Source organism: Serinicoccus profundi (genome assembly GCF_008001015.1).
Taxonomy (GTDB): Bacteria; Actinomycetota; Actinomycetes; order Actinomycetales; family Dermatophilaceae; genus Ornithinicoccus; species Ornithinicoccus profundi.
On the sequence record NZ_CP042862.1, the window covers coordinates 27,933 to 41,010 of the forward strand.

Annotated in this window: 13 protein-coding genes; 2 read left to right on the top strand and 11 right to left on the bottom strand. The window is 71.7% G+C overall.

The annotated features are described in order from the left end of the window. Positions 1-38: 38 nt before the first annotated feature. The 4 genes from FA582_RS00095 to FA582_RS00110 all read right to left on the bottom strand — a co-directional run bounded on the left by FA582_RS00095 (position 39) and on the right by FA582_RS00110 (position 4,463). A complete protein-coding gene (locus tag FA582_RS00095) occupies positions 39-932 on the bottom strand; it encodes a sucrase ferredoxin (RefSeq protein WP_202798119.1) in 894 nt (297 codons plus the stop codon). A gap of 67 nt (positions 933-999) precedes the next feature. After that, positions 1,000-2,190 carry a cupin domain-containing protein gene (locus tag FA582_RS00100; RefSeq protein WP_033229542.1) on the bottom strand — a complete coding sequence of 397 codons (1,191 nt, stop codon included), beginning with the start codon at positions 2,188-2,190 and terminating at the stop codon, positions 1,000-1,002. A 15-nt stretch (positions 2,191-2,205) separates the two neighbouring features. Beyond that, the gene (locus FA582_RS00105; protein ID WP_147899695.1) at positions 2,206-2,613 is read right to left on the bottom strand and encodes a BatC protein; all 408 of its coding nucleotides are present in this window, start codon (positions 2,611-2,613) and stop codon (positions 2,206-2,208) included. 305 nt (positions 2,614-2,918) lie between these two features. After that, positions 2,919-4,463 carry an SPFH domain-containing protein gene (locus FA582_RS00110; RefSeq protein WP_010147373.1) on the bottom strand — a complete coding sequence of 515 codons (1,545 nt, stop codon included), beginning with the start codon at positions 4,461-4,463 and terminating at the stop codon, positions 2,919-2,921. Positions 4,464-4,793: 330 nt separating this feature from the next. On the opposite strand from FA582_RS00110, the gene FA582_RS00115 reads away from it, so the two are divergent. Together FA582_RS00115 and FA582_RS00120 are read left to right on the top strand one after the other, a co-directional pair. Beyond that, entirely contained in the window at positions 4,794-5,429 is a 636-nt protein-coding gene (locus FA582_RS00115) for a DUF2975 domain-containing protein (RefSeq protein WP_010147372.1), read from the top strand. Next, complete coding sequence (locus FA582_RS00120; protein WP_010147371.1) at positions 5,429-5,665, top strand: helix-turn-helix domain-containing protein; 237 nt, start codon at positions 5,429-5,431, stop codon at positions 5,663-5,665. The genes FA582_RS00115 and FA582_RS00120 overlap by 1 nt, the downstream gene beginning before the upstream one ends. Before the next feature lie 65 nt (positions 5,666-5,730). Here the strand turns inward: FA582_RS00120 and FA582_RS00125 are convergent, their stop codons facing one another. The 7 genes from FA582_RS00125 to FA582_RS00155 form a co-directional block, all read right to left on the bottom strand. After that, complete coding sequence (locus tag FA582_RS00125; protein WP_010147370.1) at positions 5,731-6,042, bottom strand: AzlD domain-containing protein; 312 nt, start codon at positions 6,040-6,042, stop codon at positions 5,731-5,733. Continuing rightward, positions 6,039-6,749: an AzlC family ABC transporter permease gene (locus FA582_RS00130; protein WP_010147368.1), complete on the bottom strand. Its 711-nt coding sequence runs from the start codon at positions 6,747-6,749 to the stop codon at positions 6,039-6,041. The genes FA582_RS00125 and FA582_RS00130 overlap by 4 nt, the downstream gene beginning before the upstream one ends. A 93-nt stretch (positions 6,750-6,842) precedes the next feature. Next, complete coding sequence (locus FA582_RS00135) at positions 6,843-8,861, bottom strand: cell wall-binding repeat-containing protein (RefSeq protein WP_010147367.1); 2,019 nt, start codon at positions 8,859-8,861, stop codon at positions 6,843-6,845. 136 nt (positions 8,862-8,997) lie between these two features. Continuing rightward, positions 8,998-9,558, bottom strand: a complete 561-nt coding sequence (locus tag FA582_RS00140; RefSeq protein WP_010147366.1) for an NYN domain-containing protein — start codon at positions 9,556-9,558, stop codon at positions 8,998-9,000. Positions 9,559-9,591: 33 nt separating this feature from the next. Next, positions 9,592-10,779: an alpha/beta hydrolase-fold protein gene (locus FA582_RS00145; RefSeq protein ID WP_010147365.1), complete on the bottom strand. Its 1,188-nt coding sequence runs from the start codon at positions 10,777-10,779 to the stop codon at positions 9,592-9,594. Beyond that, positions 10,776-11,864 carry a type 1 glutamine amidotransferase family protein gene (locus tag FA582_RS00150; RefSeq protein ID WP_010147364.1) on the bottom strand — a complete coding sequence of 363 codons (1,089 nt, stop codon included), beginning with the start codon at positions 11,862-11,864 and terminating at the stop codon, positions 10,776-10,778. Before FA582_RS00150 ends, FA582_RS00145 begins: the two co-directional genes overlap by 4 nt. Then, entirely contained in the window at positions 11,854-13,071 is a 1,218-nt protein-coding gene (locus FA582_RS00155; protein WP_010147363.1) for an ATP-grasp domain-containing protein, read from the bottom strand. Before FA582_RS00155 ends, FA582_RS00150 begins: the two co-directional genes overlap by 11 nt. Positions 13,072-13,078: the final 7 nt, after the last annotated feature.

The following is a 13,078-nucleotide window of genomic DNA, read 5'->3' on the forward strand; positions in this document are numbered from 1 at the left end:
CTAGAGATCGAGGCCCCTTGGCTTCACCGCAGGTAGATCTACCGCACAGCGCCGACACCACAGCCCGAGTTTGCCGTCCCGCCACCCTGTCGGGGCACGCTACTGACCGACGTGGCGTCGTAGACGACGGCCGAGTTCGTCGCCGGCCCGCGGCACGTCAGCTGGCACGGAGGGGCCCGGTGGGCCCGAAGCTCGACCTGGACACGGTCCGGGTGAGGTGGGCTGCCGGTGAACGAGATGCGCCAACGGTCCCCGTCGCGTGCGGTGTCAGCGACGGCATAGTCGTTGCGGCCGGCCGGGCCGAAGCGATGGAGCACGGCCGCGAGGGCGGCCTGCTGTGGCGGGAAGAGGTCAGTGTACCCACGCAGATGCTCGGCCTCGACCCGGTCGGCCAGGTGCGCCTCCACTGTGCTCACGGCGGACTCGGCATCGAGTCCTCCGTAGTAGACCCCGTCGGGGGCGACAAAGACGTTCGCGGCGAACCTGTCACCGCCGACGTGCGTGCACTCCCAGACCAGCTCGGGCCACCGCTGACTGAGCGCGGCCGCAACCGGTCGTCCGCGCACCGCGCAGCAGGTGTCGTGCTGTCCGTGCGCGCAGACCAGGATGACCGGTGGATGGCCGAGCTCCCCGGGGACGTCCAATGCAGTGGCGATCTGCGCCAGATCCTCGTGATGGCTCCATGTTCCCCAGGTCTGCCGGCCGGCCCCGGCGTCACTGTGGCGTAGGACAGCCCACCGCGTGGGGACATCGTGGGCGCGGCGTCCGTGGCGCCGGACCAGGAGGATGCGCGCCCGAACCGCCTGCGCCGCGGAGAACACCAACGATTTGGTCTTCGGTTCGAGGTCAAGGCCCTCGAACCCGTTGATCGGCCACCCGCCGTGGTACTCGATGAGGACCCACACGAAGCCGCGCGGCGCCGTCCCGGCCATCGGATCACCGCGCAACCGGGCGCTGTCCGCGCAGAAGAAGCGGTCCGGGCCGCTCACTGCTGCCGCGTCACTGCTCGGCAGGCAGGATGACACCGGCGCGCAGCAGTCGCTCGGTCAGCTCGACCCCGAGGTCGTCCGCGGTATGCACCGCGCCGTCGAGCAGACGCGTGACAGCGGGCAGGTCGGCCGGCGCGAAGTCGAGCCAGCCCACACGCGTGAAGAGGCGCGAGCCGTCGAGCCGTGCCTCCAGAGCACCGCGAAGGCGCACGGAGGTCTCTGGGCTCAGTGCGTCGACGGCCGCGAGCTGGGCCAGCGGCCCGAGCGGCGACGGACGTCCCTGCCCTCGCCGGGTCCGGTGGAACAAGGGGGTGGGATCGGCCTCGGCGATAGCGGCGGTGAGACGCTCACGGATGAGGCCCATCTCGCCGCTCGGGCCGTCGACGCCCAAGGGCAGCGTCGAGCGCATGCTCGGGTCGTCCCGCAACAGCCGCAGCGCGGCCTCGGCGAGCTGCTCGGCCAGGCCGTGGCGGGTCCAGGTGTGGACGCCGAGCGTGAGATGGATGGAGACCGCCCCCTGCGCCTGGGCGGCGTGCAGCCAGCCGCGGGGCAGATAGAGGGCATCACCGGGTTCGAGCACGACGTCGAGGTAGGCGTCGCGCGCCGCGGCCTCGGAGACGGCGGACCTGCGGTCGGTCCACGGCTGATCACGCAGGGGGTCCTGGTGGACGGGCTCGTGGATGATCCAGCGTTTGGTCCCGGCGATCTGCAGGACGAAGACGTCGTGGACGTCGTAGTGGTCGTCGAACCCACGGTTCTGGGGCGGGGTGATGTAGGCGTTGGCCTGCACCGGGTGGCCGAGCTCGTCGCTCAACCGGCTGCTGAACTCCGCGACCGGCTCCCAGGTGCGGTGCAGAGCCTGCAGGACCAGGGTGGCGCCGTCGGCGAACGCGCGCCACAGGGCGGTGTCGTCGAGCTGGTCCGAGATGGTGGCGCCCACACCGGCCGGCGAGGTGAAGGTCGAGTCGGCGGCCGTGGTGCCTTCCTTGGCGACGCGCAGGAACGGCGTGCGCAGTCCGCGGCGCGAGATCAGCTCGTCGACGGCGTCCGCGGAGAACAGGTCGGAGAAGTCGCTGGCGCCCTGCGTCAGCAGCGCGGTGCGTCCCCAGACGTCACGGGCGAACTCCTCACGCCCGATGCCGACGAGGCGCCCGTCCAGGACCCCGGCGCCGTCCTGCTCGCCGGGGTCCTGAGAGGGCATGGAGGTGGGGCTCACTCAGGCGCCCTGCTCCTCGGCTCCGGAGTCGGCGCCGCCGTCGCTGACGCCGGGGTTGCCGACTGCGCCGCCGTCCGCGGGGCCTTCAGCTCCGCCATCGGCGCCGCCGTCGCTGACGCCGGGGTTGCCGACTGCGCCGCCGTCCGCGGGGCCTTCAGCTCCGCCATCGGCTCCGCCGTCGCTGACGCCTGGGGTGCCGACTGCGCCGCCGTCCGCGGGGCCTTCAGCTCCGCCATCGGCTCCGCCGTCGCTGACGCCTGGGGTGCCGACTGCGCCGCCGTCCGCGGGGCCTTCAGCTCCGGAGTCGGCGCCGCCATCGGCTCCGCCGTCGCTGACGCCCGGGGTGCCTGCAGCACCACCGTCTGCGGGGCCCTCCTGCTGACTCTGCTCGTCCTGTGGATCCGCCATGCTTCCTCCTCAGAATGGAATGACCGGGATCAGGCACCAGCCTCGGCACCTGATCGCCGACTGCGGCGACGATAGTACCGGCACCGTCTTTTCACCCTAGCCAGATCGGAGCATCGCCGCAGGTGCGAACGCCCCGTGAGTCACCGAGGCCAGAGGGCCGGCTCAGCCCTCCGGGGTGGGGACGCGAGACTCCGGTCTGGGCTCGGGTAGGAGAGGTCGCCTGAAGGTGCGTCCGTGACGGCCGCGACCGAGTCGTGACCACGCTGGGGTTGGTACTGGAGTGACCCGAGGCCGGCCCGGTTCGGTTAGCCGTCGACGGTGCCCTCTGCGGGCGTGACCGTGTCCGCTCGGCGGTCGTCTGCCGCACGATCGCTCCCCAGCAACTGAAGCAGGTCGATCCCGGTCTGAGCCTTGAGCTGCTGAGCGAGCTCCTGCACCCCGGTCGAGACCTGGCCGGAGAGCCGGGATGCACCGTCGCGGTCGATGACGGTGATGTCGTCGATGCTGGCGAGCGCGTCGGCGTAGGGCTGGGCCATCTTGGGCAGCGCGTCGAGCACCATCTGCAGGCGGGCCGACTCGGGGAAGGTCTGGTAGGCGTCCGCCTCCGCCTTGATGGCCGCACCACGCGCCTCACCCTTGGCCCGCTCGGCGGCCGCCTCGGCCTCACCGCGCGCCTGCACGCCGTCGGCCTCGGCTCGAGCCCTGGCGAGGGCACCCTCGGCGTTGCGCTGCTGCTCGACCAGCGCGGCCTCGGCCCGCGCCCGCAGGGCGGCAGCCTCCGCGTCGGCCTGGGCGGTCGTGCGCTGCGCCTCCGCCTCCGCCTTGCGGATCGCGGTCGTCTTGGCGGCCTCGGCCTCCTGCTCCGACGCATACTTGCGGGCGTCCGCCTCCTGGGCCGCCTCATACTTCCGCGCCTCGGCGGGCTTGCGCACCTCGGTCTGGAGCTCCTGCTCACGCAGCGCCGCCCGACGCTGGGCGACCTGCTCCTGCTCGACGAGCACCGACTGCTGCGCCTCGGCCTCGGCGCGCTCCTTCGCCGCCTCGGCCTCGGCCTGCGCGGTGGCGGTCTCCCGGGCGATCTGGGCGTTGCGCAGCGCGAGCGCCTTGTTGGACTCCGCGATCTGGACGGCTGCCTCGTTGGAGCGCTCGGTGCTCTCCTGCTGCGCCTGCGCCTCGGCGATCTGCGCGTCGCGGGCGACCGCGGCGGCGCGCGGACGACCCAGGTTGCGGATGTACTCGCCGGAGTCCTCGACGGTCTGGATCTCGAAGTTCTCGAGGATCAACCCACGCTCGGCCAGCATCGGCACCGCGATGTCCTTGACCTCCTTGGAGAAGTCCTGGCGTTCGTAGAGGATCGACTCGACCGTCAGCGTGCCGGCGATCGTGCGCAGCACACCGACGAGGACCTCGCTGGTCTGCTGCTCGATGACCTGCTCCTGGCTGCGCCCCGCGAACCGCTGGGCCGCGGCGCGCACCATCCGCTCCGTGCCGCCGACCTTGACGACCGCGATGCTGCGCAGCGTCACGCCGACACCGCTCTTGGTGGTGGCGTCCTCGGCCGTCACCGGGAAGCTCTGGGCGGCGAGGGACAGCCGGGCCACCTGCTCGAAGATCGGCTTGACGAACGTGCCGCCACCGATGACGACCCGTTGCCCCGACAGGTCCGTCGTCTCGTCACCCGTCTCGGGGTTGATGACCGGGGTGCCGCTCTTGCGGCCGGTGATGATGAGGGCCTCGTCAGGCGTGGCGATCTTGAAGCGCACCTTGGCGTAGGCGAACCCGACCACCGCCAGGATGGCCAGGACGACCACGACGAGGGCGACGATCAGGACGGGGCCGGCGAGATCCATGGGACTCCTCAGGACGGTGGGTGGTGCGGCGAGGTAGGTGCGCTGGGACCCATCGCGGACGTGAGCCCCCCGGGGCGACCGTCAGTCAGCCTGCACGACGTCGGGCGGTCACCATCACCCTAACCAGGCGGGGCACCCTGACTCAGGAGGTCGGGCCGCCAGTCGCCCGGATCTCCGTGCCCTGGCAGCTCCTGTCTCACCTCGACGCGGTCGCGCCGCGGGGTGGAGATGACAGAAGCTATCGTTTGACGATAGTATCGAGAAACGATATGTCACAAGGGGCCCTAGCAGGGGGCATACCGGGCGTGACCACGGCGGAAGGGGACAGGCATGAAGGCGACCAACAAGGGCCAGCGGGAGGGTGGGCAACGCGCGGGGAAGGCGCCGGGGAGGGACTGGGCGCGCTTTGACCGCGCCGACCACATCGCGACGACCGTCCTGCTGTGGCTGGTGATCGGGCTGTCGGCGGGGTATGCGGTGTTCATCAGCCTCGACTGGATCCTGCGACGGCGAGTGACCCTCCTGGGCGTGCCCGTCGACGTGGAGGACGGCGCTGCGGGTGTGGGGCGGGTCATCGGCGTGGCCGAGGCCCAGGTGCTCGTCGACTCCGTGTCGGCCGGAGACTTCGCCCTCCTCATGGCGGGCGTCCTCGCCGGCGTCGCGGCGACGATCTGGGGTGGGGTGCTCCTCACCAAGCTTCTGCGTGACCTCGGGCAGGGTGAGCCGTTCACCCGCGCCAACGTCACCCGGCTGCGCACCATCGCGGTGCTCCTGCTGGTCACGCCGCTCCTGGTGTCGGTCCTGGAAGCGGTGGCCCGCTCGGCGATCCTCGCGGGTGCGGGTGATGGCGGTCTGGGCTTCACCATCGAGCCGGGATGGGTCGTCGCCGGGCTCCTCGTCGCGGCGACCGCTCAGGCCTTCGCCTCCGGAGCCCGCCTCCGCGCCGATGTCGACGGGCTCATCTGATGCCACCGGAGGAGGGGCACGAGGTGGTCTGCCACCTCGACGACCTGCTCGCCGACCGGGGTATGACGGTGGCCGCCTTGGCAGAGGCGGTCGGCGTCACGCCGGTGAACATCTCGGTCCTCAAGAACGACCGCGCGCGGGCGATCCGCTTCTCGACGCTCACGGCGATCTGCGAGGTCCTGCAGTGCCAGGTCGGTGACCTGCTCAGCGTGCGCAGCGTGCAGCCCACGAGCTGACGGGCCGACACGCGGGTGGGGTTGCGGCGCGGGCTCCCGCCTGTGCCGCAACCGCACCGTCCTGGTCAGGGCAGGCCGGCGAGCCGACCCAGCGCCGCGGCGGCGGCGCCGACGACGACGACGAGCAGGAAGGGTGCGCGCAGCAGGAGTGCGACCACCGCCGCCCCGAGCGCCAGTAGTCTCGCGTCGAGCGCGAGCGCCTGACCTGCGGCGACGGCATTCATCGTCACGAGGGAGGCCAGCAGCCCGATCGTCATGCAGGCCGAGACTCGGATGATCGCCGGCGACTCCAGCACCCGCTGCGGCACGAGGAAGCCGCTGAGCTTGGTGAGGTAGGCCAAGGCACCGGCCCCGAGGATCCACAGCCACACCGTCATCGGGCCACCTCCACGGGCTCGGGCCGACGGTCGTAGTTGCGCCCCCGCCACCCGATCGTCGCGGCGACGGCGGCGGCGACGAGGATCGGCACCCCCGGTGGCAGGAGAGGTATGCACAGCACGGTCACCGCCGCACAGATCGTCGCGATCGCCCAGGGCTCGCGTCCCCGCAACCGGGGCCAGAGCAGCCCCACGAAGGCGGCCACCGCGGCCCCGTCGAGACCCCACTGCCTCGGGTCGCCCAGCGCGTCGCCGGCCAGCGCGCCGACGAGGGTCATGAGATTCCACAGGACGAAGACGCCGACCCCGGCGGTCCAGAAGCCGCGCGCCTGCTCGGCCCGGTCCTGCTGGGCCACCGCGGTCGCCGTGGACTCATCGATCGTGACCTGCGCGGCGGCCAGCCGGCGCCAGCCGCGCGGGCGCAGCAACGCGTTGATCTGCATACCGTAGACGCCGTTGCGCAGCCCGAGCAGCGTCGAGGCACCGGCGGCGGCCGCGGGCGTGCCGCCTCCGGCCAGCACGCCGATGAAGGCGAACTGCGACCCGCCGGAGAAGGTCAGCAGCGACAGGGCGCAGACCTCCAGGAGGCCGAGGCCGCTGGCCGCGCCGAGAGCACCGAAGGAGACGCCGTAGGCGCCCGTGGCCACCGCGATCGACAGTCCTGCCCGGGTCGCCGGGCTGGTCCGGAGCAGGTGCCTGACGTTCACTCCCCTATGGTGCCTGCTCCGCCAGCAACCATGTGCGGCGCTCGGTTGGGCGTGGGGCGACCATCTGCGGCGCTCGGTGGGAGGGGTGGGCCGTCAGCAGGTGGTGGAGCCGGCGTCCCAGGAGAGGACGCCCGAGCCGCCGGCCAGGCGCGAGAGGCGGATGTCGAGGGCGTCGTAGACGTCGTCGACCGACCCGGTGCGGCAGCCCTTGCGTACGAGGAGCAGGGGGGCCGACCGGTCGGCGGCCAGCTGGGTGCCGGCCATGGCGTCGACCGGGGCGGTCCCGGCGGCGAGCACGGCCGTGGTCGACTCTTCGAAGGCGTCCAGCGCGATGAGGGCGCTGGTCTGGTAGCGGTTGCTGCCACCGATCCGCTCGATGCTCGCGCCGGGCAGCAGCAGCTGAGTCTGCTGCAGCACCGTGTCGGAGACGGCTCCCGACCCACCGAGGACGACGACCCGGCTCGGGGAGAGCTCGGCCAGCCGGGCCGCGGTGACGGCAGGCAGCTCACGGGCCCGGGTGAGCAGCATCGGCGCCTCGACGTGGGCGGCGGCGGCGCCACCCCCGAGGGCGTCGGTGAGGTTCATGCCGCTGGCGAGGTAGACGGTGTCGCTCTCCCACTCCTGCTCATAGCTCAGCTGCACCGCGGTGTCGTAGCGGTTGACGCCGGAGACGCGGCGCACGGCATACCCCCGCTGCTCGAAGGCGCGACCGATCTCCGGGGAGACTGCCTGCGTGCCGCCGACGAGGACCACCTCGAGGCCGCCCATGTCCTCGAGCACCTCGAAGGTCGACGGGGGCACCTCGTCGGGCCGGGTGAGCAGGACGGCGGCGTTGCCCTTGCTGGCGACCGGGCCGACGCCGAGGGCGTCCGCAATCTCCCCACCCTGGGTGACGTAGGCGGTGTCGACGCCGTAGGGGGCACCCTCGTGCGCCAGGCCGGCGGCGACGTCGTAGCGGGTCTCGCCGCCGATGCGCTGCACCGCGGTGCGCTGCAGCTGCTGCTCCGCGGCGACCATGATCCGCAGGGCGCCGAACATCTGGTAGAGCTGCCAGCCCGGGCAGCTGGTCGCGTAGACGTCGCGGTGCCCGTGCAGGGTCGACAGGGTGCGGGTCCAGCCGAGGTAGGGGTTGCTGTAGGTCCGCTTGGCGTTGACGTCCACGCCGTGCAGGTTGAGCACCCAGCCGGAGGTGCGGGCCAGCGCCTGGAGCTCGGCCTGCGGCACGGGGCTGATCTCGTGGTTGCCGAGCGAGCTCAGCCCGAACCAGTCGTAGTTCATGCCGTAGGAGTGGGCCCCCTGGACGTTGTTCTCCAGCCCGCCGGAGCGGCCCTCCCAGACGCGGCCGTAGCGGTCGACCATCGCGTTGTAGCCGACGTCGCGCCAGTCGAGGGTATGCGCGTGGTAGCGGTAGACCGCGCGCAGCATCGCCGGCACGTCCTCCTCGGCGTAGTAGGCGTCGGTGGCGGTGTGGTGGATGGTGATGCCGAGCTTGGCGCTGGGGCGGATGGGCCCGGCGCTCGGGATGAGGTCCATCCCCTGCGCCCAGTCCTTGCGGCGGCCGATGACGAGGCCGTCGGGGTTGTCCTCGGTCGAGGGCAGCTCGGCCACCGTCCGGGCGTCCGCCTGGGTGACCTGCGTCGTCCAGCTCTCGATGGTGGCGTCCTGCGCCGACCCGGACAGCTCGATCTCGACCTCGTCGGCGTCGAGGAGCACGGTGGGCTCGCTGGCCCACTCGCCGGCGGCCCGGTCGGCCTCGGCGGTGGCCTGCTCGCCCTCGACCTCCCCGGTGGCCAGGCCGTCCTCGAGGGAGGTCCACTCGCCCCAGGACGACGTGTCGTCCTGCTTCACCCTCATCCGCGCGGCGGCGTCCTGCGGGCCGGACCACCGCACGCCGACGACCGTGACCTCGCGCTCGTCGATGTCCAGCGTGCCCCGCAGGACGTCCTGACCGTCCGCGGAGGTCGCCGAGGGGACGGGCTCCAGGGCGACCGAGCGGTGCTCGGCGTCGGCAGCGGGCTCGGTCACCGCGAGGGCGCCCGGCCCGCCGATCCCCGGGACGGCCAGCGCCATCGCGGTGAGAGCGGACAGCACGAAGCGTCGGGACGAGGGCATGACGGAACTCCTTGACCGGAAGGGACGTCCGGCCGCGGTGCGATGCTTCAGGGGGACGGCGTCACACTAACCCCAGCAATCACACCGTGTCACTACTCTTTACCAGATCTATACCTTGTGATCTGCGGCGATGCGATTACTGCAAGAACTGCGCCGGGTCGAACTCCTGGATCGGGATGATCCGCAGGCGGGGCAGCGGCGTGTTGAACGCCAGGGTGTCGTGCTCGAGGTCGAAGAACTCCATGCCCCGCTGGACCAGCTGGTGGAAGCCGGAGTTGCGGAACTCCTCGAAGGCGATGAGGCCGACCCGGCGGGTGCCATCGAGCAACGGGGTCACCGTCTCGAGGAAATCACCGTCGTGGCTGACGAGCATGACGTCGTCGCTGCGCTCCTGCAGCGCCTCCAGCGTGCGCTGGATGGCGATGTCGACGACCTTCTCCTCGGCCGTGCCGGACAACGGCACCGGGGTGAAGCCCAGCGCGCGCAGCGCCTGGACGAAGGACATCGGCAGGCCGCTGCTGGCGTTGAGGAAGAACAGCCCCTTCGCGGTCTGGTTCCACGTCTCCTGGGTGAAGCTCAGAAGGCGGTCCCAGCGCGGACGCTCGTCCGGGTGCGGGCGCCGCCCCAGGATGGAGTTGCCCAGGGTCGCGTCGATGTTCTCGCCGTCGACGAGCAGATAGGTGAGCCGTTCGGCCATGACGAACCTTCGTCTTTCTGTTGATATATCGGATTATTCGTAGACAAGCTTCTGCGGGCCGGGGAAGATCCAGGACAGGCCGTCGCGCAACCGGTCACGCCAGTTCTCCCAGGAGTGGCCGTCCCGCGACTCGACGTACTGCACCCGCGATCCGGTCGACTCGAAGACCGGCACCATCGAGCGGTTGGGCACGATGAGCGGCTCGTAGACGCCGCAGGTGATGAACATCCGCTCAGCGATGCGCCGAGGACGCTCGCGGTAGCGGTTCATGAACTTCACGACGGGGTCGAACGCCGGCCCACCACCGTGGTCGGAGCCGATGTCCGTGAAGACGAAGGAGCCGGACTGCAGGAAGAGGTTGTCCCACACCCCCGGCGTCCGCGCGGCGGCGGACAGCGAGGCCACGGCCCCGAAGCTGGCGCCCATGAGGCACCGGGCGTCCGCCCGCCGGATGACGGGCAGCTGCTCCTCGATCGCCGGCAGCAGCTCGGTCGTGAGGTGACGCGCGTGCGGGGCGTAGTTGGGGTACTCCCGCAGCCGGTCACCGGGGTTGGAGAAGACGACGATGGTCTCGGCCAGGTCGAGGTCGTGGATGAGGTTGTCGAGGACCGTGCGCATGGCGGCGTAGGTGAGGTAGTCGTCGCCGTCGTGCACGACGAGCAGGGGGTAGTGGCTGCCGCGCCGGAAGCGGGCCGGCAGGTAGACCCGGTTGTGCGTGGTGCGCCGCAGCGCCTTGCTCGGGAGCTGGAGGTCGATGAGCTCGCCCGGCCGCGCGTCCCCCTGCGGCACCACCCAGTCCGGGGTCTCGTAGCCCGCGGCCTGGCACACGCTGGAGGACCCGACCGGGCTGTGCGCGACGTGCGGGTTGAGCGGGTCGTTGAAGGTCTCCACGGCCTCGCCGTGGCGGATCTCGATCTGGTACTCCACCCGGGACGCGGCCGGCAGCTCGATCGTGACGTACCACAGCGGCAGGTCGCCCTCGACGTCCAACCGCCTCATCGGCACGTGCTGGGGCTGGTTGACGATGCGGTGCCGGACCGCGACGCCGTCGGCCTCACCGCGGTAGAGGAAGGTGCACTTGGCCCCCTCGACGACGGGCACCTCGTGCTCGGCGAGGAAGCGCGCCACGACCTGTTCGTCCAGCCTCCGGGCGCGCAGCTGGTTGATGGCCAGCTTGCCCTTGTGCCGCGGTGAGAGCGGGTATGCCGTCTGCTGGCTCACGCTCCCTCCTCCCCCGGGAGCGCGCTGGCGCCGGTGGCGTGCCCGGCCGAGGTGGCGGACGCGGGCGGCGTGGGCGCGGCATACCGCATCGTCGTGCCGTCGGGGCCGAAGACCCGGGTGCCGTCGGGCACCCGCCCGTCGGCGGTGAGGGTGACCCGGTCGCCGTGGTCCAGCGGCAGCGCCACCCGGGGGCGGCACCGGTGGGTGAGGGTCTGCATGCGGTCGTGGTCCTTGAGGTCGAGGCGGTCGGCGGCGGACGGCAGGGCGATGAGGCCACGGGTCAGCCCGAGCCCGTCCATGAGCACCTCGGCCACCCCCGGTGCCACGACCGAGTCGTCGTAGAAGAGCAGCACCCGCTCGGTGAGGGCCATCGCTCCGGCGCCCCAGGCGACGACCGGGCGGTCCACCCGCGCGTGGACCCCCCGCGGGTCCGCCGGGTCCGGCACGGCGTGGGCCAGCGCGGGCGCGAGGTTGAACATGTGCAGCGTGCCGAGGAGGACGCCGACGTGCCCACCGGCGATGACGACCGCGTCGCAGTCCCCGACGAGGCGGCCCACCTCGAACCGGCCCTGGACGACGGCGTCACGGTGGTGCGGCTCGTAGGTGGCGTAGAACTCCTCGTGCAGCTCGGCGACCCGGCTCACGTGCCGCTCGTCCAGCCCGCGCATGACACCCAGGACGTCCTCGACCGCCATCCGGTGCACCCGCTCGTCGCGGGGCTCGTGGGCGCGGATCCGCGTGCAGGCCTCGACCGCGTGCTGCAGCCCGATGACGTAGAGCTCCTGCATCTCGGTGAGGACCTGCCGACGGTGCCGGTCGGCCCGCTCCAGCTCGGGGTCGTGCTCCCAGATCTGCTGCATCCGTTGCCAGAGCCCGAGGTTGACGCAGTGCCCGGACAGCTGCTCGACGAGCAGGGTGTCGTCGTGCTCGCGGTCGCGCCACCCGGCGGTGATGGTGGCGACCCGGGCCCCGGCCAGGCCCAGGGACTGCATGACCTCATCCAGCACGGGATCGCGCTGCGGGCCGAGCAGGGTGATGCGGTGCCCCGGGGCATCCCCGGTATGGCCGGTGTCCTCAGCGGGCATGGACGTGCACCGTGCGCCCGACGTCGTCGAGCATGTCGCGCAGCGCGTCGAAGTCGGGGTGCCGCAGGCGGATCCACGCGTTGGCCATGAACCCGGCCTCCACCGGCTGGGTCCCGGTGCCGGCGACGGGGACGTGGGCGTCGATGATCCACCGGCCGTAGCGGTTCTCGATGTCCTCCAGACCGCTGTAGCCGCTGATGACGCCGTCCTGGTCGGGGCGCAGGGCGATGATCCCCGCGCTGTGGCTGCGGCTCGCGCGCTCGCGCACCTCGCCGTGGACGATGGACTGGGCCCAGGCGGCATACACGTCCATGTCGTTGGCCGCGCAGTAGAGGTCCCAGCAGCCGACCCCGGGCGGGCGGCACCCGATCTCGGAGAACTTCAGTCCCTTGGGCCCGTGGAACCACTCCATGTGGGTCGCGGACGTGCCGATGCCGAGGGCCTCGTTGACCCGGTGGCCCATCTCCCGGATCTCGTCGTAGAGCCCTCCGTCGTCGATCCGGTTCGTCGCGACGAACTGCGGGGAGATCCACCGGGTGCGCATCGCCTCCAGGACGCCGGGGAAGTAGTGCGAGGCGAAGTCGAGCTCGATCCGGCCGTCGACGGAGACGGTGTCGTAGAACCCCTCGTGGCCCTCGATGAACTCCTCCACGGCGATCGAGGAGTAGTGCCCCATGCGCTCCAGCGCGGCAGCCAGCTCGGTGTCGCTGTCGACCCGCAGGGTGTCCGCGGCGCCGGCAGCGTCGCGCGGCTTGAGGATGAGGGGGTAGCCGACGCGGGCGGCGAAGTCCCAGACCTCGTCGGGGTGGTCGGCCCCGGTCGAGGCGGCGGTCGGCACCCCGACACCGCGCAGGGCCTCCTTCATCGAGGGCTTGTCGCGGCACAGCCAGGTGGTGCGCACCGACGTGCCGGGTATGCCGAGGTCCTCGCGGACGTGGGCGGCGACCAGCTGGTGGGACTCGATGGTCGACTCCAGCCGGTCCACCCACACCATGCCCTGGACCCGGCGGACGGCCTCGGTCATCTGCTGGCGGTCGGTGACCGAGCCCACCTGCTCGTAGTGCACCATCCAGGACTTCAGCTGGTCGTCCAGGTAGTCCAGCGGGGTCTCCCCGATGCCGATGACGTTGGCACCGGCCTCCGCCAGGGCCCGGGCGAACTCACGCTGGTTCTTCGGGAAATGCGGCTCGACGAGGACGATGTTCACAGGCCCG

Bases quoted from the DNA above. Each gene is read 5' to 3' on its own strand.
- FA582_RS00110 (WP_010147373.1), bottom strand. From the start codon at position 4,463: ATGGATCTCGCCGGCCCCGTCCTGATCGTCGCCCTCGTCGTGGTCGTC.
- FA582_RS00100 (WP_033229542.1), bottom strand. From the start codon at position 2,190: ATGCCCTCTCAGGACCCCGGCGAGCAGGACGGCGCCGGGGTCCTGGAC.
- FA582_RS00125 (WP_010147370.1), bottom strand. From the start codon at position 6,042: ATGACGGTGTGGCTGTGGATCCTCGGGGCCGGTGCCTTGGCCTACCTC.
- FA582_RS00115 (WP_010147372.1), top strand. From the start codon at position 4,794: ATGAAGGCGACCAACAAGGGCCAGCGGGAGGGTGGGCAACGCGCGGGG.
- FA582_RS00120 (WP_010147371.1), top strand. From the start codon at position 5,429: ATGCCACCGGAGGAGGGGCACGAGGTGGTCTGCCACCTCGACGACCTG.
- FA582_RS00105 (WP_147899695.1), bottom strand. From the start codon at position 2,613: ATGGCGGATCCACAGGACGAGCAGAGTCAGCAGGAGGGCCCCGCAGAC.
- FA582_RS00140 (WP_010147366.1), bottom strand. From the start codon at position 9,558: ATGGCCGAACGGCTCACCTATCTGCTCGTCGACGGCGAGAACATCGAC.
- FA582_RS00095 (WP_202798119.1), bottom strand. From the start codon at position 932: ATGGCCGGGACGGCGCCGCGCGGCTTCGTGTGGGTCCTCATCGAGTAC.
- FA582_RS00135 (WP_010147367.1), bottom strand. From the start codon at position 8,861: ATGCCCTCGTCCCGACGCTTCGTGCTGTCCGCTCTCACCGCGATGGCG.
- FA582_RS00150 (WP_010147364.1), bottom strand. From the start codon at position 11,864: ATGCCCGCTGAGGACACCGGCCATACCGGGGATGCCCCGGGGCACCGC.